A 22869-nucleotide genomic window follows, 5' to 3' on the forward strand; every position below is an offset into this window, starting at 1 on the left:
TGCCCGTGCCGAGGGTGCTGCCCGTGCCGAGGGTGCTGCCCGTGCCGAGGGTGCCGCGCGTGCCGAGGGTGCCGTCCGCGCCGAGGGTGCCGCGCGCACGGAGAGTGCCGTCAGCTCTGCGGGTGCTGCTGGCGCTGACGCCGCCCGCGCCGAGCATGATGTTCGCGCTGACGGTGAGGGTGATGGACGTGCTGGTGGCGGGCGGCCGTTGCGGGTTCTGACGCACTGCAACACCGGCGCGCTCGCGGCCTCGGGCTGGGGTACGGCCCTTGGCGTCGTTCGGGAACTGCACGAGCGGGGCTGCGTGGAACGCGTCTACGCCGATGAGACTCGTCCACTACTGCAGGGCGCGCGGCTTACGGCCTGGGAGCTCGGGCAGGCCGGGATTCCGTACGTGGTCCAGGCCGACGGCGCGGCGGCCAGCACCATCCTGCGCGGCCTGGTGGACGTGGCGATCATCGGCGCCGACCGCATCGCCGCGAACGGGGACACGGCCAACAAGATCGGCTCGGTGGGCGTGGCTCTGGCCTGCGCCGCCGCGGGCATTCCGTTCGTGGTGGTCGCCCCCTGGAGCACCGTCGACCTCGCCACCCCGTCGGGCGACGACATCCCGATCGAGGAACGGTCGGTTGACGAGGTCCTGAACTGGGGTGGTGTCCGTACGACCCCGTCCGATGCCGAGGCGTTCAACCCCGCCTTCGACGTCACCCTGGCCCGTCTGGTGACCGCCTTGGTGACCGAGACCGGCGTTCTTGAGGTATCCGCAGGCCGGACTCCGGCTCGCCACTGACGCTGAGGTCGCGGGGCCTGAGGGTCGTGCGCTCGGCGAGCGTGGAGTGGGGTGGGTGGGACAGTTGAGGTCTTTGCTGCGCATTTGACCACGTGTGGTCATCCCAGTTGGAGAACGCCCTGGCAAGGCAGTTCCCGGCCATTCGGGCGGTGTAATCGCCCACGCGAATCGGGGGAGACTGCGGGCATCCGCGTGACAGGGAGGGCGTTCATGGGACTGACGGTGGCTGTGACGGGACCGACCGGCGAGATCGGGATGGCGGCCGTGCGTGCTCTTGAGAACGACGAGCGCGTCGAACGGATTCTGGGCATGGCACGCAGCCCGTTCGACCCGTCCTCGCGGGGCTGGAAGAAGACCGAATACCGCCAGGGCGACATCCTTGATCGCGGCGCGGTCGACGACCTCGTGGCCGGCGCCGACGTCGTCGTGCACCTCGCGTTCATCATCCTGGGCTCTCGCAAGGAGAGCGAACGCGTCAACCTGGCCGGCAGCCGGAACGTGTTCGAGGCCACCGCTGGCGCCGAGCGGCCTGGCCGTCTCGTCTATACCTCGTCGGTCGCGGCGTACGGGTATCACGGCGACAATCCGGTGCCACTGACCGAGGACGTTCCGCCGCGTGGCTCGAAGCAGCATTACTACTCAGCGCAGAAGGCGGCCTGCGAGGCGCTGCTGGCCGAGACCGCCGGTGACCTGGACACTTACGTACTGCGCCCCTGCATCGTGGGAGGTCCCGAGGCGACCGTTCTGCTGCGCAATCTCCCCTGGGAACAGGCGGCCTCGTACGTTCCCGAGCAGGTCCGTCGCTTGCTCGGTGCGGTGCCGGGGCTGAAGCCGGTCCTGCCCGATCCTGGCGTACGTTTCCAGCTCGTTCACCACGACGATGTGGCTTCGGCGACAGCGGCATGCGTCGCGGGTGACGGACCTGCGGGCGCGTACAACCTGGCGGGCGACGGCGAGATCACCATTTCTGACCTGGCCCACGCCATCGGCGCATACGCCGTTCCCGTCCCCAGTGAGCTCGTCGATCTGACGGCCGAGTTCGTCGACCTCGTCCCGCTGCTGCCCACCCAGGCGGAATGGATCCACGCCGCACGCCATCCGATGCTCATGGACACCGCCAAGGCACGCCGTGACCTCGGCTGGACCCCGCAATACACGACCAAACAAACCCTGGAAGCGATGGCCGCCGCCTGACCAAGCACAGGCTCTGATGAGCAGGCCAACATGACCTGAGCAGGACAACAGAACCCGAGTCGGCGAAACGGATTGGCAATTCCGCCGTTGCCATACCGTGGGGCGGCTTTGGCCTTCCGGGGCTCTGGCGCGGGTAGATCAACCGTTGTCACGCCACGGGAGTTTGCGGGGGTGCCACCGTGACATCGGCCGAAACCGCGCCCGTTGAGGTGCGCTCGACCCGCAAAATGGGTCTGCCGACCCTGACCGCCATGGTGGTCGGGTCGATGGTCGGCGCTGGCGTCTTCTCCCTACCGCGCAACTTCGCGCAGGCCACAGGTGCCTTCGGTGCCATCATCGCGTGGGTCATCGCGGGCACCGGCATGCTCATGCTCGCGTTCGTGTTCCAGACCCTCGCGGTACGCAAGCCGCAACTGGACGCCGGGGTCTATGCCTATGCCAAGGCAGGCTTCGGAGAATTTCCAGGATTCCTGTCGGCATTCGGCTACTGGGCCAGCGCCTGCGTCGGAAACGTCACCTATTGGGTGCTGATCAAATCGACGCTGGGGCTGGTCTTCCCGGCGTTCGGTGAGGGCGACACGCTGTTCGCTGTAGCGGTGTCGGCGGTGGGCGTCTGGGCGTTCCACTACATGATCGTCCGAGGCGTCAAGGAAGCCGCGTTCATCAACCAGATCGTCACCGTCGCCAAGCTCGTGCCGATCATCCTGTTCGTCATCATCCTGGCCATCACCCTCCAAGGCGGGATCTTCAGCGGCAACTTCTGGGGCGACGGCGGCGACTCGTCGTTCGGCGGCCTCTTCGACCAGGTGCGTTCGACGATGCTGGTCACGGTCTTCGTGTTCCTCGGCGTCGAGGGGGCCAGCGTCTACTCCCGCTACGCCCGCCGCCGCAGCGACGTGGGCCGCGCGACCGTGCTCGGCTTCCTCAGCGTCCTGGCCCTCTTCGCCTCCGTCACGCTTCTCTCGTACGGCGCGCTACCCCGCGCCGACCTCGAGGGCCTGCAGCAGCCGTCGATGGCCGGCGTCCTGGAAGCGGTGGTCGGAAGCTGGGGCAGCACGTTCATCGGCATCGGCCTGATCATCTCCGTCCTCGGCGCCTACCTCGCCTGGACGCTGATGGCCGCCGAGGTGCTCTACGTCGCCGCCAAGGACGACGACATGCCCGCGTTCCTCAAGCGCTCTAACCAGCAGGGCTCACCGAGCAGCGCCCTCGTGATGACCAGCGCGCTGATCACCGCCGTCCTGTTCGTCACCCTGTTCTCCGAGGACGCGTTCACCTTCACGCTCAAGCTCTGCAGTTCCCTCTCCCTGATCCCCTACCTCCTGGCGGCGGCGTACGCCCTGAAGCTCTCCGTCCAAGGCGAGACCTACGACACCCAGCCCCAAGGCCGCCGCAAAGAGCTGATCATCGCCGCGATAGCAGTCGTCTACACGCTCTTCCTGATCTTCGCCGCGGGCCTGGAGTTCCTGCTCCTGTCCTGCATCATCTACGCCCCCGGAACGGCCCTGTTCGTCCTCACCCGCCGAGAACACGGCCGCCGCCCCTTCTCCCCGCCCGAAGCCATCCTCCTAACAGCCCTCATCGTCGGCTTCGTAGTAGGCCTCATAGGCCTAACCACCGGCTGGATCACCATCTGACCCACCCGGTCCCCAACCCGCCGCCCGCTCCACGCCGCCCGCCGCCCGCCACCCACCGCCCGCTGCCCGCCGCCCGGCGTCCACCGCCCGCTGCCCACCGCCCGCTGCCCGCTGCCCGCTGCCCGCTGCCCGCCGCTCACCGCCCGCTGCCCGCTGCCCGCCGCCCACCGCTCACCGCACGCCGCCCACTGCCCGGCGCCCACTGCCCGGCGCCCGCCGCACGCTGCCCGCCGCCCGCTGCACGCCGTCCGCTGCACGCCGCTCACCCCACGCCGCCCACCCCCACGCCGCCCTGGAACCAGTTGTGAGAGTGTCGACGGGCCGGGCGAGCTGGTGCCCAGGTCCGGCCCGTCGGCTTGTCTCTACAGGTCGAGCTGATACCGCAGGGTGGTGTGCGTGGGCAGGTAGCCGAGGCTGTCGCTGATGTGTCTCATGTGCGTGTTGCTGTCGGCGGTGTCGGTCAGGAGGCCGCCGAGGTCTGGATAGCGCCCGTGGGCTTGCCGGATCGACTCGGCCTTCATCCATCGGCCAAGGCCGTGCCCGCGGTGCTCGGGCAGTACGCCGGTGCCGTAGTGCTGGCCGTCACCGGTGCCGTTGCCGGGGACGACGAGTTCGGTGAATCCAGCGATCGAGTCGTCGCGGGTGTCGATGGCGACGACCGTGTGCAACTGGTCGCCGCGTTCTTCGACGGCTTTGGCCGCGGCCCGGACCCGGTCCACATCCCAGGCCACGGTGCCGTAGTCGGTGTCTTCCATGGGCATGTCGTCCATGGCGCGGCGTGAGGCGGCGAAGGTCTCGGCGAGGGTGTCGGGGACGGTTCCCTGCCATGACGCCAGCCGGTAGCCGGGATGTGGACATTCGATGATCTCGGCGAGGGCGGCTGTGTCCACGTCGGCCAGGGGCAGGCGGGCGTACCTCAGGGTGAGCACCTTGCGGAACCCGCGGGCGGCCAGGAAGGGGTCGCCGGGCGATCCGGCCTCGGCCTGCGCGCTGACGCAGCGTCGGACGTTGTCGCGGGCGGCGACCACGGCGGTGTCCAGGAGCCGGGAGCCGACGCCCCTGCGGCGTTCCACGGGATGGACGTGGAGGGTCAGTTCGGCCAGGTGCTGCTGTCCGCCGTCGAACAGGCGCAGAAAGGCCGTCCCGACGGGGATGGAATCGGCGTCGGACGCCAGCCATGCAAGGCGCCGGCTGTGCGCCCCGTGAGCGGGGTCGGTCAGCGGGGTGATGCGAAGCGACAAGGTGTCTCCGTCGTGAGGAGGTGGCAAAGGTCAGTACGCGGGCTCACCTGCTGGGCACTCGTGCGCATGTGCTCCACGCCTCCTCATCGACAGCGCCCGTCCGGAACGACTCCGGAACGACCTGGACGGCTGCGACAACCTAGCTGGCCTATCGATTCCTCGGCAAAGGGTTAAGCGAAGGCCGGCGCGCAGCTATGCCGCCGCCGGGCCTCAGCCATCGTGGGCAGTCGGCTCTTACTGCCAAACTCGGGGTTTGCTTGGTTGCCCGAAGTGGGCCGTGGGCGCCGCGATCGCGTCGAGGCAGGTGGTCGCCGTTGTGCGGCGACTCCATCAGGGTGACGGTGACGCCGGGGACGCGGCGGTGCGGCGCGTCGGGCAGCGCGGTGAGCGCGTCGGGCAGCAGCGCGGTGAGCGCGTCGGGCACCAGTGCGGTGAGCGCGTCGGGCAGCAGTGCGGTGAGCGCGTCGGGCAGCAGTGCGGTCCATCGCCGGGCTGCGCGCCGGGCGGGTACGGGCCGCGGTGTTCCCCACGGCTACGGCTGCTCAGCGCGCGAGCCGATGTTCGCCACCGGAGATCGCCGCAGCCCCTGGCCTGGGCGCCGTGCAGCGTGCCAGCGCCGGGCGGTGCGCAACGCTGTCGCTGGCGGGCGTGGCGTCTGCGGTCGCGTGAGCCTTTCTGTGGCCGTTCGAGACTGTGAGCGGTTGGCGCGTTCGAATAGCCGGGTGAGGTGAGGTGGTCAGCGGCTGTCGCGTTTGGCTTGGCGTTGGGCTCCGGTGGCCTGGGTGGAGCCTCGTTGCCTGCCTCGTGCGTTCAGAAGGGATGGGGACTTGGGTGAACGGACTGAGCGTTGGGACGCTTTTTCGGTGGCGGGGACCTGGGCGCCCTTCTTGGCGGGGCCTGAGGTTCGTTCGGCTTTGGCGGCCTTGAGACGTTCGGCCTTGAGTGAGGAGGCGGCTCGGCGGGCGGCGGCGGCCAGGTGCCGGCTGACTCGGGCCAGGGCGTCCTCGAAGACCTCGGCCTTCTGGGCGTTGCGGCGGTTCTTGGGACGGGCCATGCCACGGCCGCCGTGCTCGGCGACGCGGGTGGCGGCCTCCCTGCGGTAGAGCTTCACGTGCTTGTCGCGGGCCCGGCGGATGCGCGTATGCAGTTCCAGAAGGGCGTCCTCGTCGAGGTCCTTCAGCCGGTCTCGTTCGGTCTCGCGGACAAGGTCCTGCTCGTTCTCGGTCATCGAGCTCAGCAGCGCCTTCATCGGGACTCCTCTCTCAGGGCGCGGGCGGATAGGTCGCGTACAGCCCACGGTGTGTTACGACGGGCACGAAGTCCACCTGCGTGCGTCCGGCCCGTTCGAACACCAGGGTGAGCGGGAACTGCTCGGCGCCCTGCACCTTTTCGTTCAGGCCGGTGAGCAGGACGAGCGGCTTGTCGTCGGACTGGAGCTCCACGAGGCGGCCGGCCGGGAGTTCGACGCCGCCCTTCTTGATCTGGGAGCCGGTGAACGCGGGCGAGGACACCGAGACGAGCTTGTCGGGCTGCCCGTCGGGCGCCCTGGCGGTCAGATAGGCGTAGACGGGGGCGTTCGCTCCCGGTTGCAGTGCGTTGTCCTCGTCCGGGCCGAGGATGAACAGGTTGCGCACCTTGACCCAGGGTTTCGCGGCGCTCGGAACGTTTGCGCTGGCGCCTTTGACGTGGCGCTTGCGGTCTGCCAGGGACGGGCCGCATGCGGTCAGCGCCAGGAGTGCGGCGACGAGCGGGGCGACGAGCGGGGCGGCTAAGGCCTTCATACCGGGTCCCTGAGGATCGGGCAGGTCATGCAGTGCCCGCCGCCACGGCCCTTGCCCAGCTCGAAGCCCTCGATCTCGATGACTTCGACGTCGTGCTCGCGCAGCTTGCGGTTGGTGAACTCGTTCTTGTGGTAGCCGACGACCACGCCTGGCTCCAGGGCCACGAAGTTGCTGCCACTGTCCCACTGCTCGCGGGCCTGCTGATGGTCGTCGCCTCCGGTGGGGATGATGTCCAGATGCCCGATCCCCAGGGCGTCCTCGAATGCGGCCGCCAGGCTCTTGTCCTGGTGGACCTCCAGCGTCCCTTCCTTGTCGCCGGGGCGTACGGAATAGACCTCGGCCTCGTCGACCACGGGCGGGTAGCCGGTCGCCTTGTTCACGTCCAGCAGGGTGAAGACGGTGTCCAGGTGCATGTACGAGCGGTTGGGCGGGATGTTGACGGCGATGACGCGGGTGGCGGCCTCGGCGGCGAACAGGGACTGGGCGAGGTGCTCGATCATGCGGCTGGTGGTGCGTTCACTGACGCCGATGGCGACGGCCCCATTGCCGATGGGCATCATGTCGCCGCCCTCGATGCTGGCCTGCCCGAAGTCCTCCTCGTCGAAGCGGCCGTCGTCGCCCATCGGCGGGTACCAGTAGGCGAAGCCGGCGTCGGCGAACATCGGGTGGTGGCGATAGACGATGGTCTGGTTGAGGGTCTCCAACCTCCGGGCGTGGAAGAACAGTGGGTTGAGCGAGACGCCTTCATAAAGCCAGGCGGCGGGGTCGCGCTGGTAGAGGGAGTTCGGCAGCGGCGGCAGAACGAAAGCACCTGGATCGGCCATTGCGGCGACCAATGACTTTCCGTCGAAGCCCACTCGCTGGGTCTCGTCGAGCAGTTCCTGTTTGGTGAGGCCGCCGATGAGGTGGCGGGCGAGTTTGGTGCCGTCCCACGAGGCGAGTTCGTTGCGGATGTCGTCCACGAGGGCGGGGCCGACCGACAGTTCGGTGACGGCGCGTTCCACCGCCTGGCGCTTGGCCTCGGGGCCGGTGCCCAGGGCCTCGGCCAGCAGTTCCTGATGGTAGAAGACCTCGATGCCGCGTTCTCGCATCATAGCGACGAACGCGTCGTGCTCGATCTGCGCGCGGCGCACCCACAGGACGTCGTCGTAAAGCAGTTCGTCCCTGTTGTCGGGTGTCAGCCGTTCAAGGCTCAGGTCCGGCCGGTGCACGATCACCTGCCGGAGCCGCCCGACCTCCGAATGAACTCCGTACTTCGCGCTCACGGCACCCCCGATCGGCTGGCGAGAACGGATGCGGCCGTGCGAACACAACGACGCCGCCCCTATTCGCCGAATTCAAGCATTACATCTAGATAGTCAGAGAAAGGTCGTCCCCCCTTATAGAAATCCTTACCCGCCGCATCCCTGCCGGTTGGTGGCGAGCCGGGAGGGATGCGGCCGCCGGTGATTCGGGTGGCTGGCGTGGCTCGATTTGTCTCCTGGGGTTACTTCGTGGAGAAGGCGTAGACGGTGGTCGCGTCGAAGGCCTGGCCCGGGCGCAGAACGGTGGAGGGGAAGTTCGGCTTGTTGGGGGAGTCGGGGAAGTGCTGGGTCTCCAGGCAGAACGCGTCGCCCTGGCGATAGGCGTGGCCGCTCGTACCGACCAGGGTGCCGTCCAGGAAGTTGGCCGTGTAGAGCTGCACTCCGGGCTGAGTGGTGCTGGCCTCCATGACCCGGCCGCTGCGGGGGTCGGTGACTTTTGCGGCCAGGGTGAGGGCATTCGGCTTGGGCTTGTTAAGGACGTAGTTGTGGTCGTAGCCGTGGCCGATCAGGAGCTGCGGGTCGTTGTCGCGAATGCGCTCGCCGATGGCGTGGGGGCTGATGAAGTCGAACGGGGTGCCCTTGACCGACGCGATGGGGCCCAGCGGGATGGAGGTGTCGTCGACCGGGGTGTAGCGGTCGGCGTTGAGCTGCAGGCGGTGGTCGTACGCCACGCCCGAGCCCTCACCGGCCAGGTTGAAGTAGGAATGGTTGGTCAGGTTGACGATCGTGGCCTTGTCGGTGGTGGCGTGATAGCCGATCTGAAGGGCGTTCTTCCTGGTGAGGGTGTAGGTGACCGTGGTCTTCAGCGTCCCGGGGTAGTGCTCCTCGCCGTCGACGCTGGTGTAGGTCAGCCGTAGCCCCACGCTGTCCTTGCCTCGAACGGGCTCGGCCTTCCAGACCTTGGTGTTGAATCCCTTGAGCCCGCCGTGCAGGCTGTTGGGCCCATTGTTGATGGCCAGCTGGTAGGTCTTGCCGTCGAGGGTGAAACGGCCCTTGGCGATGCGGTTGGCATAACGGCCGATGAGCGCGCCGAAGTAGGGGCCGCCGTTCTTGTCCACGTAGTCCTTGAGCGTTCTGAAGCCCAGCACGACATTGCCACGATGACCATGCCTATCGGGGACCTCGAGGGTCTGGATGATCCCGCCATAGGTGAGGATCCGCACCCTGGTCCGCCCGTTGGTGAGGGTGTACCGATCCACCTTCGTACCGTCGGCGAGCTTGCCGAACGCCTCCTTGGTGATGGAGCCCTCGGCGCTGGGAGCCGCGCTCGACGGTGGTGCCGACACGATGAGCGCGGAGCCGACTGCGGTGACGGCGACGATGCTCTTCCTCATGGTCTCCTCGGTTCTGCCGTAATGGCTGGATCGACGACTGAAAACGTTTGCAACAACGTGCGGAAGGCTCCGCTCCCATGAATCCGGCGGTTCGTTCGACTGAGATCTGGCTCTTCGTAGCGGCTGGCAAGTGGGAGCAAGGGCCACACGGTGAACGGTTCGCCGGATCACCAGCGAGGACTCGGGCCCTCGCCTCCAGCACCTGTGAACGCATCCCGACAGCGATGGGACGAGACGGCATTTGGTCAGGTCAGTGCGGGCGGGCTTGTGATTAGGGGACGGGATAGGTCGCGGGTTCGTACGTACGACGCCGGGCGGTGCACAAAGCGTGGGCGGTGCGCACAAAGCGCGGAAGGTGCGGACGGACGTGCTGGTGAGATGCGGACGGGGCGGGTGGCGCGGACGGGGGCGGGGCGGCGCGGCGATGTGGGTGCGGACGCCGCGGGGTGGACTAGGCGCTGCGGGAGGTCACGAGGAGGCGGGTGCTCTGTAGGAAGCGGATCGCTGCGGAAGAACTGGGGGCGGTGGGCACGCTCCGCGGCCGTGCCGATGACGCGTGGCGCTGCGTGCGACGTGGCCATGCGTGCGACGGGGTGGTGCGTGCGACGGGGTGGTGTGGACGCTGTGCGCACAGTGCGGATGGCGGACAGTGTGTGCGGGTGGGCATCGGGGTGATGCGGACGCCGTGTGGAAGGCGGACGGCGAGGGCTGTGCGGGTGGAGGGCGGACGGTGTGAGCCGGGGATGTGGGTCGCGGGGGACGTCGTGCAGTGGGTGTGGCGGATACGCCGCGGGCGCGGGTGACATGGATGGGGCGGGGTTGATTGGGGCGTGGAAGGCGGCCTTGGTGGGGGCCGCTGCGTGCGGGCCGCCGCAGCCTTGGTGGGGCTTGCGGGTGAAGGCGAGGGCGGGGGCGTCGCGCGGGCGATGCGGGCCATGCGCGGAGGGTGTGCGTGACGTGGATGGGGGGCGGGGTTGGTTGGGGCGCATGAAAGCGGCCCGGGTGGGGCTGCGGCGCGGTGGTTAGGCCGCGCCGCAGCCCCGATGGGCCTTACGGGGTGAGGGTGTGGGTGGTGGCCTTGAGGCTGTCGTACAGGTGGGCCTCGTAGGCCTTGGCGGTCGGGACGTCCTTGTTGGTGAACAGGGCGTCGTAGAGGGCTGGAAGACGCTGGGTCGCGTAGCCGGTGTCGATACCGGGCGCGTACATCTGGTGCCGGTACCAGGGGCGGCCGGGGAGGCCCAGCTTGGTCAGGAGGTCTCGTTCGGCCTGCATGAGCTTGTCGTTGAGGCGGCGGAACGCGGCCGTGTCGCCGTGCTGGAGCGCGGCGTCGGCGCGGGCTTGGAGGGCCTGCGCTGCTTGCTGCCACGCCTTGGCCTGGGCGGTGTCACGCGAGACGTCCACCACGACCTTGCCCAGTTGCTTCTGCTGCTGGGCGGTGAAGTCGTTGAGGTAGGTGACCGTCTCGGCGGCGTACGGCTGATAGTGCATGGTCAGGACGTCGGCGTTGGCCATGCGCAGGACCGCGATGCCGGTCAGGCGGGACATCGCCGCGTGGTACTCGAACGACGGGTCCCCGAAGTGGGACATCCAGTAGAAGTCGTCGCACGAGCAGTGGTAGTTGCCCGATGAGCCCGGTGTCGAGGCGCCCATGTCCATCGCCGGAACGCCGTAGCGCTCGAAGAACGGCTGGAAGTCCGAGCCACCGCCGATGCGGTCGATGGGGGTCTTCCCGTCGTTGTCCTTCTTCCATGCGTCGTAGATGGTGCCGCCGGTGCCGGGCCAGTCGACCGCCTTGGTGGCGTCGATGACCGTGTCGTCCAGGGCGGGCGTCGCCGCGGCGCCGAACTGGGAGCCGCCCGCGCCGTCCATGTTCACGTACGCCACGGCATTGCGCAGTTGGCTTCCGCGCTGCTCCGCGTATTCGGTGGAGCCGAGGATGCCGTACTCCTCGCCGTCCCAGTTGGCGAGGACGATGGAGCGCTTGGGATGCCAGCCCTTCTTGAGCAGCTGACCGAGGGCGCGGCCCACCTGGAGAACGTTCTCAGTGCCGGAGAGATTGTCGTCGCTCCCGTAAACCCAGGCGTCGCGGTGTCCGCCCAGGAAGACTTCCTGGTCAGGGCGCTCGGTGCCGGGGATGCGGACGATGACGTCCCAGATCGGCTTGATGCTGAAGTCGTTCTTGAGATCGAGATGGACCTTCGTACCGCCCGGGCCGAAGCGGTAGGGGAACGGGAGACCGCCCTGCCACTCCTTGGGGACCTGGGTGCCCTTGAGCGCCTTCAGCAGCGGCTGCGCGGCGCCGTAGGAGATCGGGGTCGTGGGGATGAGGCCGCGCAGTGCCGGGGCCTCGGATGGCTTGATCCGCTTGGCGTGCTTGGTGGACGCCCAGCCGGGTGTCAGCGGGTCGCCGACGGCGAGCTGGATCTGCTCGATGCTGCCGCGCTGGATGCCGTCGGCCGCTCGCCAGGGCCCCTCGGGATAGACCTTGCCCTTGGTGAAGCCGTCGTCCTTGGGGTCGGAGTAGATCAGGACGCCCTTCGCGCCCGCCTTGGCGGCCTCGCGAGGCTTGATGCCGCGGAACGTCGCGCCGTAGCGGATCAGGGCGATCTTCCCCTTGACCGAGACGCCGTTCTTGGCGAGCAGCGCGAAGTCCTCGGGCCGCCCGTAGTTGGCGTAGACGACATCGCCCTCGATGTTGCCGGACGGGGAGTAGCCGTTGTGGCCGGGGATGATGTCTTCGTAGTGCTGCTGCCAGGGTTGGCGCTTCTCCTTGACCGGCAGCGACTGGCGGGTCGGTGCGGTCATCGTCACGCTGACGTGCTTGGGATAGGAGAGATAGGTGTAGTAGGTCTTGATCTCGGGCTTGAGGCCGTACGAGCGCAGTTCGCGGACCACGCGCTGGACGCGGTGCCAGTCGCCGGTCGTGCCGGCGAGCGCGGGCTCGGAGGCGAGCTCCGCGTCGAGGCTGCGCCCCTTCGCGCCCGAGGGGATCGCGCTGAACGCCTTCTCGTACTGGCGCTGCCATTTGGAATGGGCGGCGGTGAAGCCGGGGATCGGACTGGAATCGGAGGGTTGCGCCGACGCCGTTGCGGGTGCGGCGACAAGGGAGACGGTGGTGGCGGCGGCCGCCGCCATGGCCAGGAATCGAGGCCGGAACACCTGCGGCACCTCCCGGTACTTGTGGTACGGGTGCGCCCGGACCGTACGTCGCGATCACCCGAAGATCTAGATCGCCTGCCGGAACCGGCCACAACGACCGGTCCCGGCGCGGAACGTTCATCAACCGCGGCCCTTCTCGTAGACGGTCAGGCTGCTGGCGAGCCGGAGCGGCACCAGGATCAGCTCGATGACCAGGGCTTTCCACGCGTAGTAGGTGTTGACTGCGCGCGTCGGATAGATGCACGGGACGTTGCCGAGCACCTTGAGAACGGAAAGGTGACGTCTTCGTACCGCGTACAGCAGCGGCGGGGTGATGAGCACCAGCTCCGAGCCCAGCCACGCGGCGATCGCATGGACGGGCGAGACGTGCCAGACGAAGGTGAGGAGGATCGGGCTCGCCCACCAGAGCGGAGCCAGGAGGATCTCCATCACCGCCAGTGCGACCCAGACCGCGAGCATCGGTTTGCGTCTGGCCATCGGGCAGATGTGCAGCCGCACGTTCTGGAAGAAGCCGGCCATCCAGCGCCACACCTGTTTTCGCAGGTAGAGGAGTGTCTCCGGATCGGCGGCCCACGCCACGGCGTCGGACACGTACATCGCCTTGAGCCCGGCGATCTGCCACGACCAGGTCGCGTCCATGTCCTCGACGATCGTCCGCTCGGGGAAGCCGCCCAGCTCGCGGAGCGCGTCCAGGCGGAACGCCGAGCAGCATCCCGAGCACACGACCGGGCTGCGCGCACCGGCCTGGATCGGGCGCTGGAAGTGGAAGCCGAAGAGGTACTCGATCGAGCGGCCGCGCTCCCAGACCGTACGGGTGAACCTGGTCTGCACGTTGCCCGCCGCGACGACGACCTGAGGGTCGGCGAAGACGGGCTTGATCCGTTCGACGTAGTCCGGCGCCAGCACGGTGTCGGCGTCGACGGCCAGGACCAGGTCCGTACGGCAGTGGGGGAGCGCGTGGTTCTGCGCCCGCGCCTTGCTGCCCAGGTTGCGCTCAGGGCGGAGCACGGTCACGCCGTACGCCCTGGCGACCTCGCCCGTCCGGTCGGTGGACCCGTCGTCCACCACGATGATCTCCTCGGCGGTCACGGTCTGCCGCAGTAACGACTCGAGCGTCGCCGGCAACCCCTCCTCCTCGTTATGCGCAGGCACGATGAACGTCAGCGTCGGCCCCTGCGACGACGGGTGGGGCACATCGGGCGTGGCGGTGAGCGTCTCACCACCAGTAGGTGCCAGCGAGGCAACGTGCATCGTGTCCGATTGCGCAACCGGGCCGGTGCGCGGCGAGACGCCGGAGGGCACCAGAGCTGCAACGCGCGTCGCCATGTCCGATCGCATGACCGAGCCGGTGCGCGTTGAGGCGCTGGCGGGCGCGGACTTGCCGGTCTGCGTCGATGCACCGGTGGGCAGCGTGGAACCCGCCCGTGAGGGCGTGGCGGTGGACGGCTCGGGCGGGGTGGTGGGCGGAGCGGGAATGGTGGGAGGGGTGAGGGTGGTCATCGGGCGCCTCGCAGACGCCGGTAGGTGCGGCCGGTGCTCGTCGCAAGCCAGACCGCGCCGTAGATGATCGTGCTGAACCCCATTCCGGGGAAGCCGCCGTGCATGTCAGGCCCCTTTCTCGATGGTGTGGCCGGTATGCCTGGTGACCATCGTGCGGCCGGTGTGACGGCAGAAATAGTGGAACGGGATTCTGTGGATAACTCATTCGTCGAACGATTCTGAACAGGACTGATCTGGCGGACCGCCTTCAGTCCGCGACGATCACGCGGATAGCCTGGGCGAGTGCTGCTTGGAGTGAATGTCCCGAACTTCGGACCGGGCACCGATCCGGCGATGCTGCGCTCCTGGGCGCAGACCGTCGAGGGCCTCGGCTACGGGCTGCTGATGGTCTCCGACCACGTGGCCATCACGCCCGACGTCGCCGAGCAGTACCCGGCGCCGTTCTATGAACCCTTCACCGCCCTGTCCTACCTGGCGGGGCTTACCACGCGAGTCCGGCTCGGCACCACCGTGCTGATCGCTCCGTACCGCCATCCACTGCTCGTCGCCCGGATGTCGGCCAACCTCAACCAGCTCAGCGGCGGGCGGTTCGTCCTTGGCGTGGGCGTCGGGTGGGCGCGGCAGGAGTTCGAGGCGCTCGGAGTGCCGTTCGAACGGCGCGGGCGGCTGACGGACGAGCACATCACGGCCGTACGGGCCGCCTGGGACAACGAGTACGACTACCGGAGCGGACCCCTGCCAATCTGGATCGGCGGCAACAGCGACGCCGCCCTGCGGAGGGCGGTGCGGCTCGGGGATGCCTGGCACCCGCTGAGGTTCACGCTGCCCTGGCTGAACGAGGCGCTGGAGCGGCTGAGCAGTATTGCGGACGAGCATGAGAAGCCAGTCCCGCTCCTAGCCCCGCGCATCGTTCTGCGGCTAACCGACAAGCGGGCCACCGGTACTGACCGGCAAGCGGGCGAAGGCACGATCGATCAGGTCATGGACGATCTGGAAGAACTCAGGCGCCTGGGTGCCGAGAGCGTCGTCCTCGACCCGTTCAGCGGCGACCCGGACGAGACGCTGCGCCCCGAGCCCTCCTGGCAGGCCCTCGCCACCGTGGCCGCCAACGTTCAGATGCAGCTGCAGTAGGCGACGAGGGCCCTGCGTTCGAGGGGAGGGCCTGCGTTCCGAGGGGATATGGCTGGCAGCCCTTAGTGGGCGGACCCTGCTGCGCCGGGGGCTGAGCCTGCCAGCGGCGTCGTGTCGAGATATCTGACCTCGTAGACCCGTTCGCTGAACTTCCAGCCTTCCGGGGTCCGCTGGTAGCGGTCGTGATAGACGGCGAAGTTCACCCCCTCGATGCCGTCCAGAGTGCGCACCACCTCGTGGATGTACGCGCGCCCGGTAGCGGTGTCGCCGTCGATCTGGACGGCCCCCGGGTGCGTGTTCTGCACGAAGAAGTCCCATCGGGCTTGCAGCCGTTCACCCTGCGCCAGGATTTCCGCCGGGCCCACCGCCTCAGTGGGAACGTTGGGCATTCGCAGCGCGCCGTCCTCGGTGAAGAGTGACGCCAGGCGGGCGCGGTCACGCATCATCGCGGCGTCGGAGAACTCGCTACGCAGGGCTTCGATCTCTACGCGGTCGGCGATGGCTTGAAGATCGGTCATCAGTCTTGCCCTTCCAATCAGAGTTGTTGACGCTCAGGCCCTGGCGTTCCACCTGTCGAGGGCGGAGTACGCGGGCTGCCATTCGTTCTGATAAGCCGCGCGTACCGGATCCGGCAGAACGGTCAGCATCAACGCGACGACCTCCTCGTCCGCACCATCGAGCAGCCACGGGACCAGGCGGGGCGTGTCCGGCCCGGTCCGGGTGCTGTGGACCTGGCCGTAGTGCATCCACTGCTCCAGCGTCATGGTCGCGTCGATCAGCGGCAGGCCCTCGTCTTCCTCGTGCTTCAAGTGGCCGCGCAGCCCGTCGGCCAGCGCTTCCGTCAGTGCCGCAACGTGTTCCGGCCCGGACTCGCGGTCGGCCAGGGCGGCGTCGATCGCATCGAGGAGCGGGTCGATGGCGGCGTGCTCGGACTCCATCGCGTCCAGCAGAGCCAGGTCGTCGGGCCGGCCGGTCAGGACCTCGCGCATCACCGGCCAGATCGCCTCGTCCTCGGCGGTGTGGTGGATGTGCAGGGCCTTCTTGAACATCTCCCAGCCGACGGCGGTGGCGAGGATCCGCCGGGGATCGTCGTCCGTGCGCGCGGCGGTCTTGGCGATGAACTCCAGCTCGCGCCGCAGCGCGTTGTGCATCGCGAACATCAACGTCATGTCGAGCTTGTCGCTCATGATCTCTCCCGTGTCGTATCGGCGTGCCGATCGGATCGATGCACTACTGACGACACAGGCCCTCAAAATGTCAGGCGGCAGCCGAAGCTCCGGTGGCGTCCGCAGTCCCACCCCTGGCCGTAGCCCAGCCCTCGCAGCCGCCCCCGCCCCCGCAGCCGCGCCCCGGACCTGGACCACAAGCCCCGGACTCAGACTTGGACTTGGACCGCGGCCCCGGCCCCGGACTTGGACCTGGACGTGGACCGCAGCTGGGCTTGGATCGCAGTCCCGGAATCGGACCCTGACACGGACGGCGGGCTCGCCCTCGGATGCAGTTCTGGCTTCGGCTGAGGTTCCGATCGGAAAGTTATCCACAGAATGTGGTTCTATTTCGCGGGGTGGTGCGGATCGGACACGATGTGATTCATGGCGAGCGCCTCAGCGGTCCCTCCGGCGCCGCGGGCGGCGGTGCTGGAGGCCGTCCTCGAGCGCATCACGTACGCGAACGAGGACACCGGCTACACGGTCGCGCGCGTGGCCACCGAGCGGACGGGCAACGATCTGCTCACTGTGGTGGGCGCGCTGCTCGGCGCGCAGGCGGGGGAGAGCCTGCGGCTCACCGGGTGGTGGCGTTCGCATCCGAAGTACGGCAAGCAGTTCGAGGTGGAGTCGTACACCACCGTGCTGCCCGCCACCACGCAGGGCATTCGCCGCTATCTCGGCTCGGGGATGATCAAGGGCATCGGGCCCGTGATGGCCGACCGGATGGTGGAGCACTTCGGCACCGACATCCTGCGCATCATCGAGGAGGAACCGAAACGTCTCATTGAAGTCCGCGGCCTCGGCCGCAAGCGCACACAGCGGATCGCCGACGCCTGGGAAGAGCAGAAGGCGATCAAGGAGGTGATGGTCTTCCTGCAGGGCGTCGGGGTCTCTACCTCCCTCGCCGTACGGATCTTCAAGCAATACGGGGACGCGTCGATCGACACGGTTCGCCGTGAGCCCTATCGCCTGGCAGCAGACGTGTGGGGGATCGGCTTCAAGACCGCTGACACGATCGCCCAGGCGGTCGGGATACCGCATGACAGTCCCGAACGCATCAAGGCCGGACTGCAGCACACGCTGTCGGAGGCGGCAGACGGCGGGCACTGTTTCCTGCCCGAGCCCAACTTGGTCTCGGAGGCAGAGAAGATCCTCGGCGTGCCGCGCGACCTGGTCGTTCCGGCTCTCGACGTGCTGGCCGCTGAGGAGGGCGTCGTACGGGAGCGCGTGGCGGTCGTGCGAGACCTGACTATCCCGGACGACGAGGCGGTCACCGTTCCCGCCGTCTACCTGCTGCCTTTCCACCGTGCCGAACGGTCACTGGCGCGCGGCCTGCGCGACCTCCTCGACGCCCGGCACGACAGCCTCGCCGCGTTCGCCGACGTCGATTGGGGCAAGGCGCTCGGCTGGCTGCGGCAGCGCACGGGCGTGGAGCTGGCGCCCGAGCAGGAGGAGGCGGTACGGCTCGCACTCACCACGAAGGTCGCCGTTCTCACGGGCGGGCCCGGCTGCGGCAAGAGCTTCACGGTCCGTTCCATCGTCGAGCTCGCCGCCGCGAAGAAGGCCCGCATCACGCTCGTCGCCCCGACCGGCCGCGCAGCCAAGCGCCTCGCCGAGCTCACCGGTCACGAGGCCGCGACCGTTCACCGCCTCCTCCAACTCCAGCCCGGCGGGGACGCCAAGTACGACCTCGACAACCCACTGGACGCGGACCTGGTCGTGGTCGACGAGAGCTCCATGGTCGACCTGATCCTGGCCAACAAGCTGGTGAAGGCGATACCGCGCGGCGCGCACCTCCTGCTCGTCGGGGACGTCGACCAGTTGCCGTCCGTCGGTGCAGGGGAGGTGCTGGCCGATCTGCTGAACGCCGAGGCCATCCCGCGCGTGCGGCTGACGAAGATCTTCCGGCAGGCTCAGGAGTCCGGCATCGTCGTCAACGCCCACCGGGTCAACGCGGGCGAGCATCCCCACACCCACGGCTACAAGGACTTCTACCTCTTCCCCTGCGAGGAGTCCGATGAGGCGGCAGAGCTGACCGTGGACGTCATCGCCAATCGCATCCCCAGGAAGTTCGGCCTCGATCCCCGCCGCGACGTCCAGGTCCTAGCTCCCATGCACCGAGGCGCCGCAGGCGCCGGTGCCCTCAACACTTTGCTCCAGGAGGCCCTCACGCCCCACCAAAAAGGCAAGCCGGAACGCCGCTACGGCGGACGCGCGTTCCGGGTCGGCGACAAGGTCACCCAGCTGCGCAACAACTACGACAAAGGCGAGGCAGGTGTCTTCAACGGCACGGTGGGGATCATCACCGCCGTCTCGCTCGAAGACCACACCCTGACCGTCCTCACGGACGAGGAGGAGAGCATCGACTACGCCTTCGACGAACTCGACGAGCTCGCCCACGCGTACGCCATCACCATCCATCGTTCCCAGGGCAGCGAGTACCCGGCCGTGGTCATGCCGCTCACCACGAGCTCCTGGATGATGCTGCGCCGCAACCTCCTTTACACCGGTATCACCCGGGCCAAGAAGCTGGTGGTCCTCGTAGGCTCCCGCCGCGCGCTCGCCGCCGCAGTCCGTACGGCGGGAGCCGGCCGCCGCCACACCGCCCTCGCCCACCGCCTGGCCTCGCCCAAAGCGCAACTGGCTGAACCCCAAGACCCAGCCCCTTAGCCCTTCCAGCGGGCTCGGACCATCGGGGGCTCGGACCGTTCGAGGGCTTTGGACCGTCCGGGGCCTTGGACGTTCAGGGGGTTCGGACCGTCCGGAAACGGAAGTCTGGCGGGCCGGGACCAGCTGGAGGGCTCGGACTGTTCGGGGGACTTGGACCGTCTGGGGGCTTGGACTGTCTGGAAACGGAAGTCCGGCGGGCCGGGACCATCTGAAGGGCTCGGATCACCTGGAGGGCTTGGACCATCGAGGGGGTTCGGACCATCCGGGAACGGACTGTCTGGCGGGCTCGGATTGTCCGGGCGGGCTGTCCGGGCGGGCTGTCCGGCGGCCTGGATCCATCTGGAAGGCTCGGGCCGTTCGGGGGGCTTGGTCCTTTTGGGGCCGGAGCTTCCGGGGGTCGGAGCATCCGGGCTGTCCGGGGGGCGAAGCCTCCCGGGGGGATTTATCTGGTGAGCTCGGATCGTCCGGGGGCGGATTGCCTGAAGGGCAGATTGCCAGGGGATGCGCAGTCTGTGCCGGGCCGGGACCATCTGGGGGCGGACCGTTCGGCGCTCAGATCATTTGGAGGGCTTGGAACGTCTGGAAGGCATCGGAACTGTCCGGCAGATGATGGTCGGGCCTACCCCGCCGAGCGTGCCACTTCGCGATCGCTGCCGAGACGGCTAAGGAACTACGGCGCATGCGCAGACCGGCGAGGGTTGCATGGCAGGTGTGGAAGCCAGGAGCTTGCGGGAGGCTCGGGAAGGGGTGGCGGGCTAGGAGTCGCCGGAGGGCTCGGAGGGTGTGGAGCTTGCGGATGGGGCGGGAGAGGTGGAGGCGTATCGCTCGATGGCGCTGACGAAGATCTGCTCGGCCAGGGCGTAGACGGCGTCGACTTCGGACTGGTCGCCGCTGAAGCGGCCGCCTGCCTCGGAGGCGGCGAGGCCCATGCCGACGGTGTCGAGGAGTCGCTGGAGCGGCGTGATGATCTCCTCGGGGACACCGGCGTCGCGGAGCATTGACTGGACCGCGTTGCGGGGGCGGCGGGCCTCCGGAGTAACGGTCGGGCGTTGGAAGAGCAGCAGGAAGAGGTCCGGGTGGCGCCTGGCTACCGAACGGATGCCCATGCCGAACGAGCGGAGACGGTCCTGCCACGGGAGGGTCGGGTCGTCAACCGGCATCTCACGCACGATGCGTTCGACCAGGCCGTCCAGTAGCCCCTGCTTGTCGCCGACGTAGCGGTAGAGGGCCATGGGCGTCACGCCCAGCCGGTCGGCGACCGCGCGCATGCTGACCGCGTCCAGGCCGCGCTCCTCCGCCAGCGCGAGCGTCGCGTCCAGCACCTCGTCGCGGCTGAGGCCGCGGGAGCCGCGTCCACGTTTGGCCGGGGTCTTCACGGCCTCAACTCTAGCGTTTAATATACGGCGTATATTTTCCACCCTGGGAGGCGAACGTGACGAAACCGGCCTGGACCCTCGCGGTCGCCTCCACCGCCGGATACCTACTGGTCCTGGACCTGGTCGGCGTCAACATCGCCCTGCCGAACATGCAGGAACGCCTGAACGCGAGCTTGGCCGAGGTGCAGTGGACCGTCGACGCCTACGCGTTCACCCTGGCGTCGCTGCTGCTGGCCGCAGGCGCGCTCGCCGATCGGTATGGGCGGAGGAGACTCTTTCTGCTCGGGCTCGGAGTGTTCACGGCGGCGTCCCTCGGGTGCGCGCTCGCGCCGTCCGCACCGGTGCTGGATGTCGTACGGGCGCTGCAGGGCTTCGGCGGGGCACTGCTCTTCGGCACGACGGCCGCGCTGCTCGCGGCCGCCTATCCGGCCGGGCGGGAACGTAACCGGGCGCTCGGCATCTTCTCCGCCGCGTCGGGCGGCGCCATCGCCACAGCGCCGCTGGTCGGGGGCGGGCTCACCGAGCTCTTCGACTGGCGGGCGATCTTCTTCCTGAACGTGCCCATCGGCCTGATCGGGTTCGTGATCGCACTCAGGATGCTCGAGGAGTCCTACGATCCGCGTCCCCGCCCGCTCGACCTGCTCGGCACCGGGCTGCTGACCGGCGGGCTGGCCGCGCTGATGTGGGCGCTGATCGACGGACCGCACGCCGGATGGGGATCGCCGCAGGTACTAGCCGCTCTCGCCGTCGCAGCCCTGGCGTTCACCGGGCTCGCGCTCCACCGCGTCGCTGAGCCGATGATCGATCTGTCGTTGCTGCGCAACAAGCTCTACGCGGCGAACGCCCTCGGTGGCTTCACCTTCAACATCGTCGGTGCGGGCTCGACGGCGTACTTCTCCCTCTACGTGCAGGGGCCTATGCACGCGCGCCCGGCCGAGGCAGGGCTGTGGTTCCTCGCGTTCAGCATCCCCGCGCTGGCCGCGCCGCTGGCGCTCAGCCGCTCTGTGCACCGTTTCCCGCCCGCCGCGCTGGTAGCGATCGGCCCGCTGCTGTGCGCGGTGTCGGCCGTTCTGTCGGCGCTCACGTACGGCCTGCACAGTTGGCCGGCGCTGCTACCCGCGTTCATCATCGGCGGAACGGGCATCGGCGTCGGCAACCTCGTGTCCGGCCAGATCGGCCTCGCCTCAGCACCGGCCGAACGCGCCGGGCTGGCCTCCGCTCTCACCCAGACAGCCAAGCAACTCGGCATCGCCGTGGGCATAGCCGTCCTCGGCATCCCCTACGGCGAATCCGGCCTCGGCGCCATGCTGGCCACCGCCGCCACAATCGGCTTCCTCGGCGCCCTACCCGCCCTCTGGCTCTGGCGATCAACCCACCGCCCCGCCGCCTCGACGCCCGCGGAAGTCGCCCGCCGACGACCCGCGGCACGCTGAAGCCCCGCCGCTGGCCGAGGTGCCGCCGCCGCCGACGTTTCGGCGCCCGCCGAGGTGCCGCCGCCCGCTGACGTGCCGCCGCCTGCCAACGTGCCGCTGCCCGCTGACGTGCCGCCGCCCGCTGACGTCTCACTGCCCGCTGACGTCCCATCGCCCGCCGACGTCCTGCGGCACGCTGACGTCCCGCCGCCTGCCAACGTGCGGCTGCCCGCTGCCCGCTGACGTTCCGCTGCCCGCTGACGTTCCGGGGCACGCTGGCGCCCCGCCGGCGCCGGACCGCACACGGATGAATCGCCGCGCGGATGTCCCGCCGTCTGTCGACGTCCCGCCGTGCGCCGACGACCCGGCCGGAGGCTGCTCGGCTGGACATGGCCGTCGACACCGACGAGCGCCGCGAGCCCCCGAAATCGACCCGTAGAGAGGAGACCTGAACACCGCCAGGCCCGCTTCTGAGATCTGACAGAAGGCACCCTGCGCCGCCGACTCGCAGCAAGCAGACGGTCAGCAGCGTGTCGACGACCCGGCGCGCCCGATGATCGGGTCAAACACTGCTTGGCTGGACGCGGCCGCCGACACCGACGAGCGCCCCGAGCCTCCGAACGCGGCACGTGCTCAGGAGGCCTGACCATCCCCAGACCGTCCCTGAGAGTCGACACAAGCCACCCCACGCTGAGACCTGCGGCATGCCGAGGGTCCGCAGGATGTCGATGACCGCCGTCGTGGATGACCTGCCGTATGCCGACGACCCGCCTGTGTGACAACGGCTCGACCGGAGACTGCACGGCTGGACATGCTCGCTGACCCAAGAGCGCCGCGCGCCTCCGAACGAAGCATGCGCCCAGGCGGCCTGACTGCCGACAGACGCGCTCCTGAGACCCGACAGGACGTCGAACCCGCGCCTAGGTCCGAGCAAGCTCGATATAGAAGCAGCCCTGCGCGCTCGACTGCGCTAGATGTGCTGGCTGCAATAGACGTGCCGAACAAGGGGCGGACCGAGCGGGTGGCTGTGCTTGCCGTGTGGGCTGCGCTGACCGTACTTCGCGGGGCGAGGCGGGCCAGGGCATGGAGGAGATGAAGAGGCGTGCAGGACGGGTTGGACGTGCTGGGATGC

At 68.7% G+C, this 22869-nt stretch carries 16 protein-coding genes; 6 read left to right on the forward strand and 10 right to left on the reverse strand.

The window, feature by feature from the left end:
- From J4573_RS26130 to J4573_RS26140, 3 genes are all read left to right on the forward strand, one after another.
- Positions 1–790: s-methyl-5-thioribose-1-phosphate isomerase (locus J4573_RS26130; RefSeq protein ID WP_208258506.1), on the forward strand; the 790-nt coding region annotated here is incomplete at its 5' end.
- Between the two features lie 210 nt (positions 791–1000).
- On the forward strand, positions 1001–1984 hold the full coding sequence (locus tag J4573_RS26135) for an NAD-dependent epimerase/dehydratase family protein (protein WP_208258507.1): 984 nt from the start codon (positions 1001–1003) through the stop codon (positions 1982–1984).
- Positions 1985–2163: 179 nt separating this feature from the next.
- The gene (locus J4573_RS26140) at positions 2164–3621 is read left to right on the forward strand and encodes a basic amino acid/polyamine antiporter (RefSeq protein ID WP_307796896.1); all 1458 of its coding nucleotides are present in this window, start codon (positions 2164–2166) and stop codon (positions 3619–3621) included.
- A gap of 362 nt (positions 3622–3983) precedes the next feature.
- Here the strand turns inward: J4573_RS26140 and J4573_RS26145 are convergent, their stop codons facing one another.
- From J4573_RS26145 to J4573_RS26175, 7 genes are all read right to left on the reverse strand, one after another.
- Positions 3984–4862 (reverse strand): GNAT family N-acetyltransferase, encoded by an 879-nt coding sequence (locus J4573_RS26145; RefSeq protein ID WP_208258508.1) that lies wholly within the window; start codon positions 4860–4862, stop codon positions 3984–3986.
- Positions 4863–5598: 736 nt separating this feature from the next.
- Positions 5599–6111: a hypothetical protein gene (locus J4573_RS26150; RefSeq protein ID WP_208258509.1), complete on the reverse strand. Its 513-nt coding sequence runs from the start codon at positions 6109–6111 to the stop codon at positions 5599–5601.
- A gap of 13 nt (positions 6112–6124) precedes the next feature.
- Positions 6125–6643 carry a copper chaperone PCu(A)C domain-containing protein gene (locus J4573_RS26155; RefSeq protein ID WP_208258510.1) on the reverse strand — a complete coding sequence of 173 codons (519 nt, stop codon included), beginning with the start codon at positions 6641–6643 and terminating at the stop codon, positions 6125–6127.
- Entirely contained in the window at positions 6640–7908 is a 1269-nt protein-coding gene (locus J4573_RS26160) for an arginine deiminase (RefSeq protein WP_307796897.1), read from the reverse strand. Before J4573_RS26160 ends, J4573_RS26155 begins: the two co-directional genes overlap by 4 nt.
- Before the next feature lie 221 nt (positions 7909–8129).
- Entirely contained in the window at positions 8130–9281 is a 1152-nt protein-coding gene (locus tag J4573_RS26165) for an aldose epimerase family protein (protein WP_208258511.1), read from the reverse strand.
- Between the two features lie 1050 nt (positions 9282–10331).
- Positions 10332–12440 carry a M28 family peptidase gene (locus tag J4573_RS26170; RefSeq protein ID WP_208258512.1) on the reverse strand — a complete coding sequence of 703 codons (2109 nt, stop codon included), beginning with the start codon at positions 12438–12440 and terminating at the stop codon, positions 10332–10334.
- A 120-nt stretch (positions 12441–12560) separates the two neighbouring features.
- The gene (locus J4573_RS26175) at positions 12561–13940 is read right to left on the reverse strand and encodes a glycosyltransferase family 2 protein (protein ID WP_208258513.1); all 1380 of its coding nucleotides are present in this window, start codon (positions 13938–13940) and stop codon (positions 12561–12563) included.
- 282 nt (positions 13941–14222) lie between these two features.
- On the opposite strand from J4573_RS26175, the gene J4573_RS26180 reads away from it, so the two are divergent.
- Positions 14223–15071 (forward strand): LLM class flavin-dependent oxidoreductase, encoded by an 849-nt coding sequence (locus J4573_RS26180; protein WP_208258514.1) that lies wholly within the window; start codon positions 14223–14225, stop codon positions 15069–15071.
- 62 nt (positions 15072–15133) lie between these two features.
- Here J4573_RS26180 and J4573_RS26185 read toward each other — a convergent pair whose 3' ends face one another.
- Positions 15134–15589, reverse strand: coding sequence for a nuclear transport factor 2 family protein (locus J4573_RS26185; protein WP_208258515.1), 456 nt, complete (start codon positions 15587–15589; stop codon positions 15134–15136).
- A 33-nt stretch (positions 15590–15622) separates the two neighbouring features.
- Positions 15623–16258 (reverse strand): hemerythrin domain-containing protein, encoded by a 636-nt coding sequence (locus J4573_RS26190; protein WP_208258516.1) that lies wholly within the window; start codon positions 16256–16258, stop codon positions 15623–15625.
- A gap of 405 nt (positions 16259–16663) precedes the next feature.
- On the opposite strand from J4573_RS26190, the gene recD2 reads away from it, so the two are divergent.
- The gene (recD2, locus tag J4573_RS26195) at positions 16664–18949 is read left to right on the forward strand and encodes an SF1B family DNA helicase RecD2 (RefSeq protein WP_208258517.1); all 2286 of its coding nucleotides are present in this window, start codon (positions 16664–16666) and stop codon (positions 18947–18949) included.
- 755 nt (positions 18950–19704) lie between these two features.
- Here the strand turns inward: recD2 and J4573_RS26200 are convergent.
- On the reverse strand, positions 19705–20325 hold the full coding sequence (locus tag J4573_RS26200) for a TetR/AcrR family transcriptional regulator (RefSeq protein ID WP_208258518.1): 621 nt from the start codon (positions 20323–20325) through the stop codon (positions 19705–19707).
- 56 nt (positions 20326–20381) lie between these two features.
- Between J4573_RS26200 and J4573_RS26205 the strand changes: the two genes are divergently transcribed.
- Positions 20382–21758: an MFS transporter gene (locus J4573_RS26205; RefSeq protein ID WP_208258519.1), complete on the forward strand. Its 1377-nt coding sequence runs from the start codon at positions 20382–20384 to the stop codon at positions 21756–21758.
- The last annotated feature ends 1111 nt before the right edge of the window (positions 21759–22869 follow it).

It is taken from the genome of Actinomadura barringtoniae, assembly GCF_017573505.1.
GTDB lineage: Bacteria > Actinomycetota > Actinomycetes > Streptosporangiales > Streptosporangiaceae > Spirillospora > Spirillospora barringtoniae.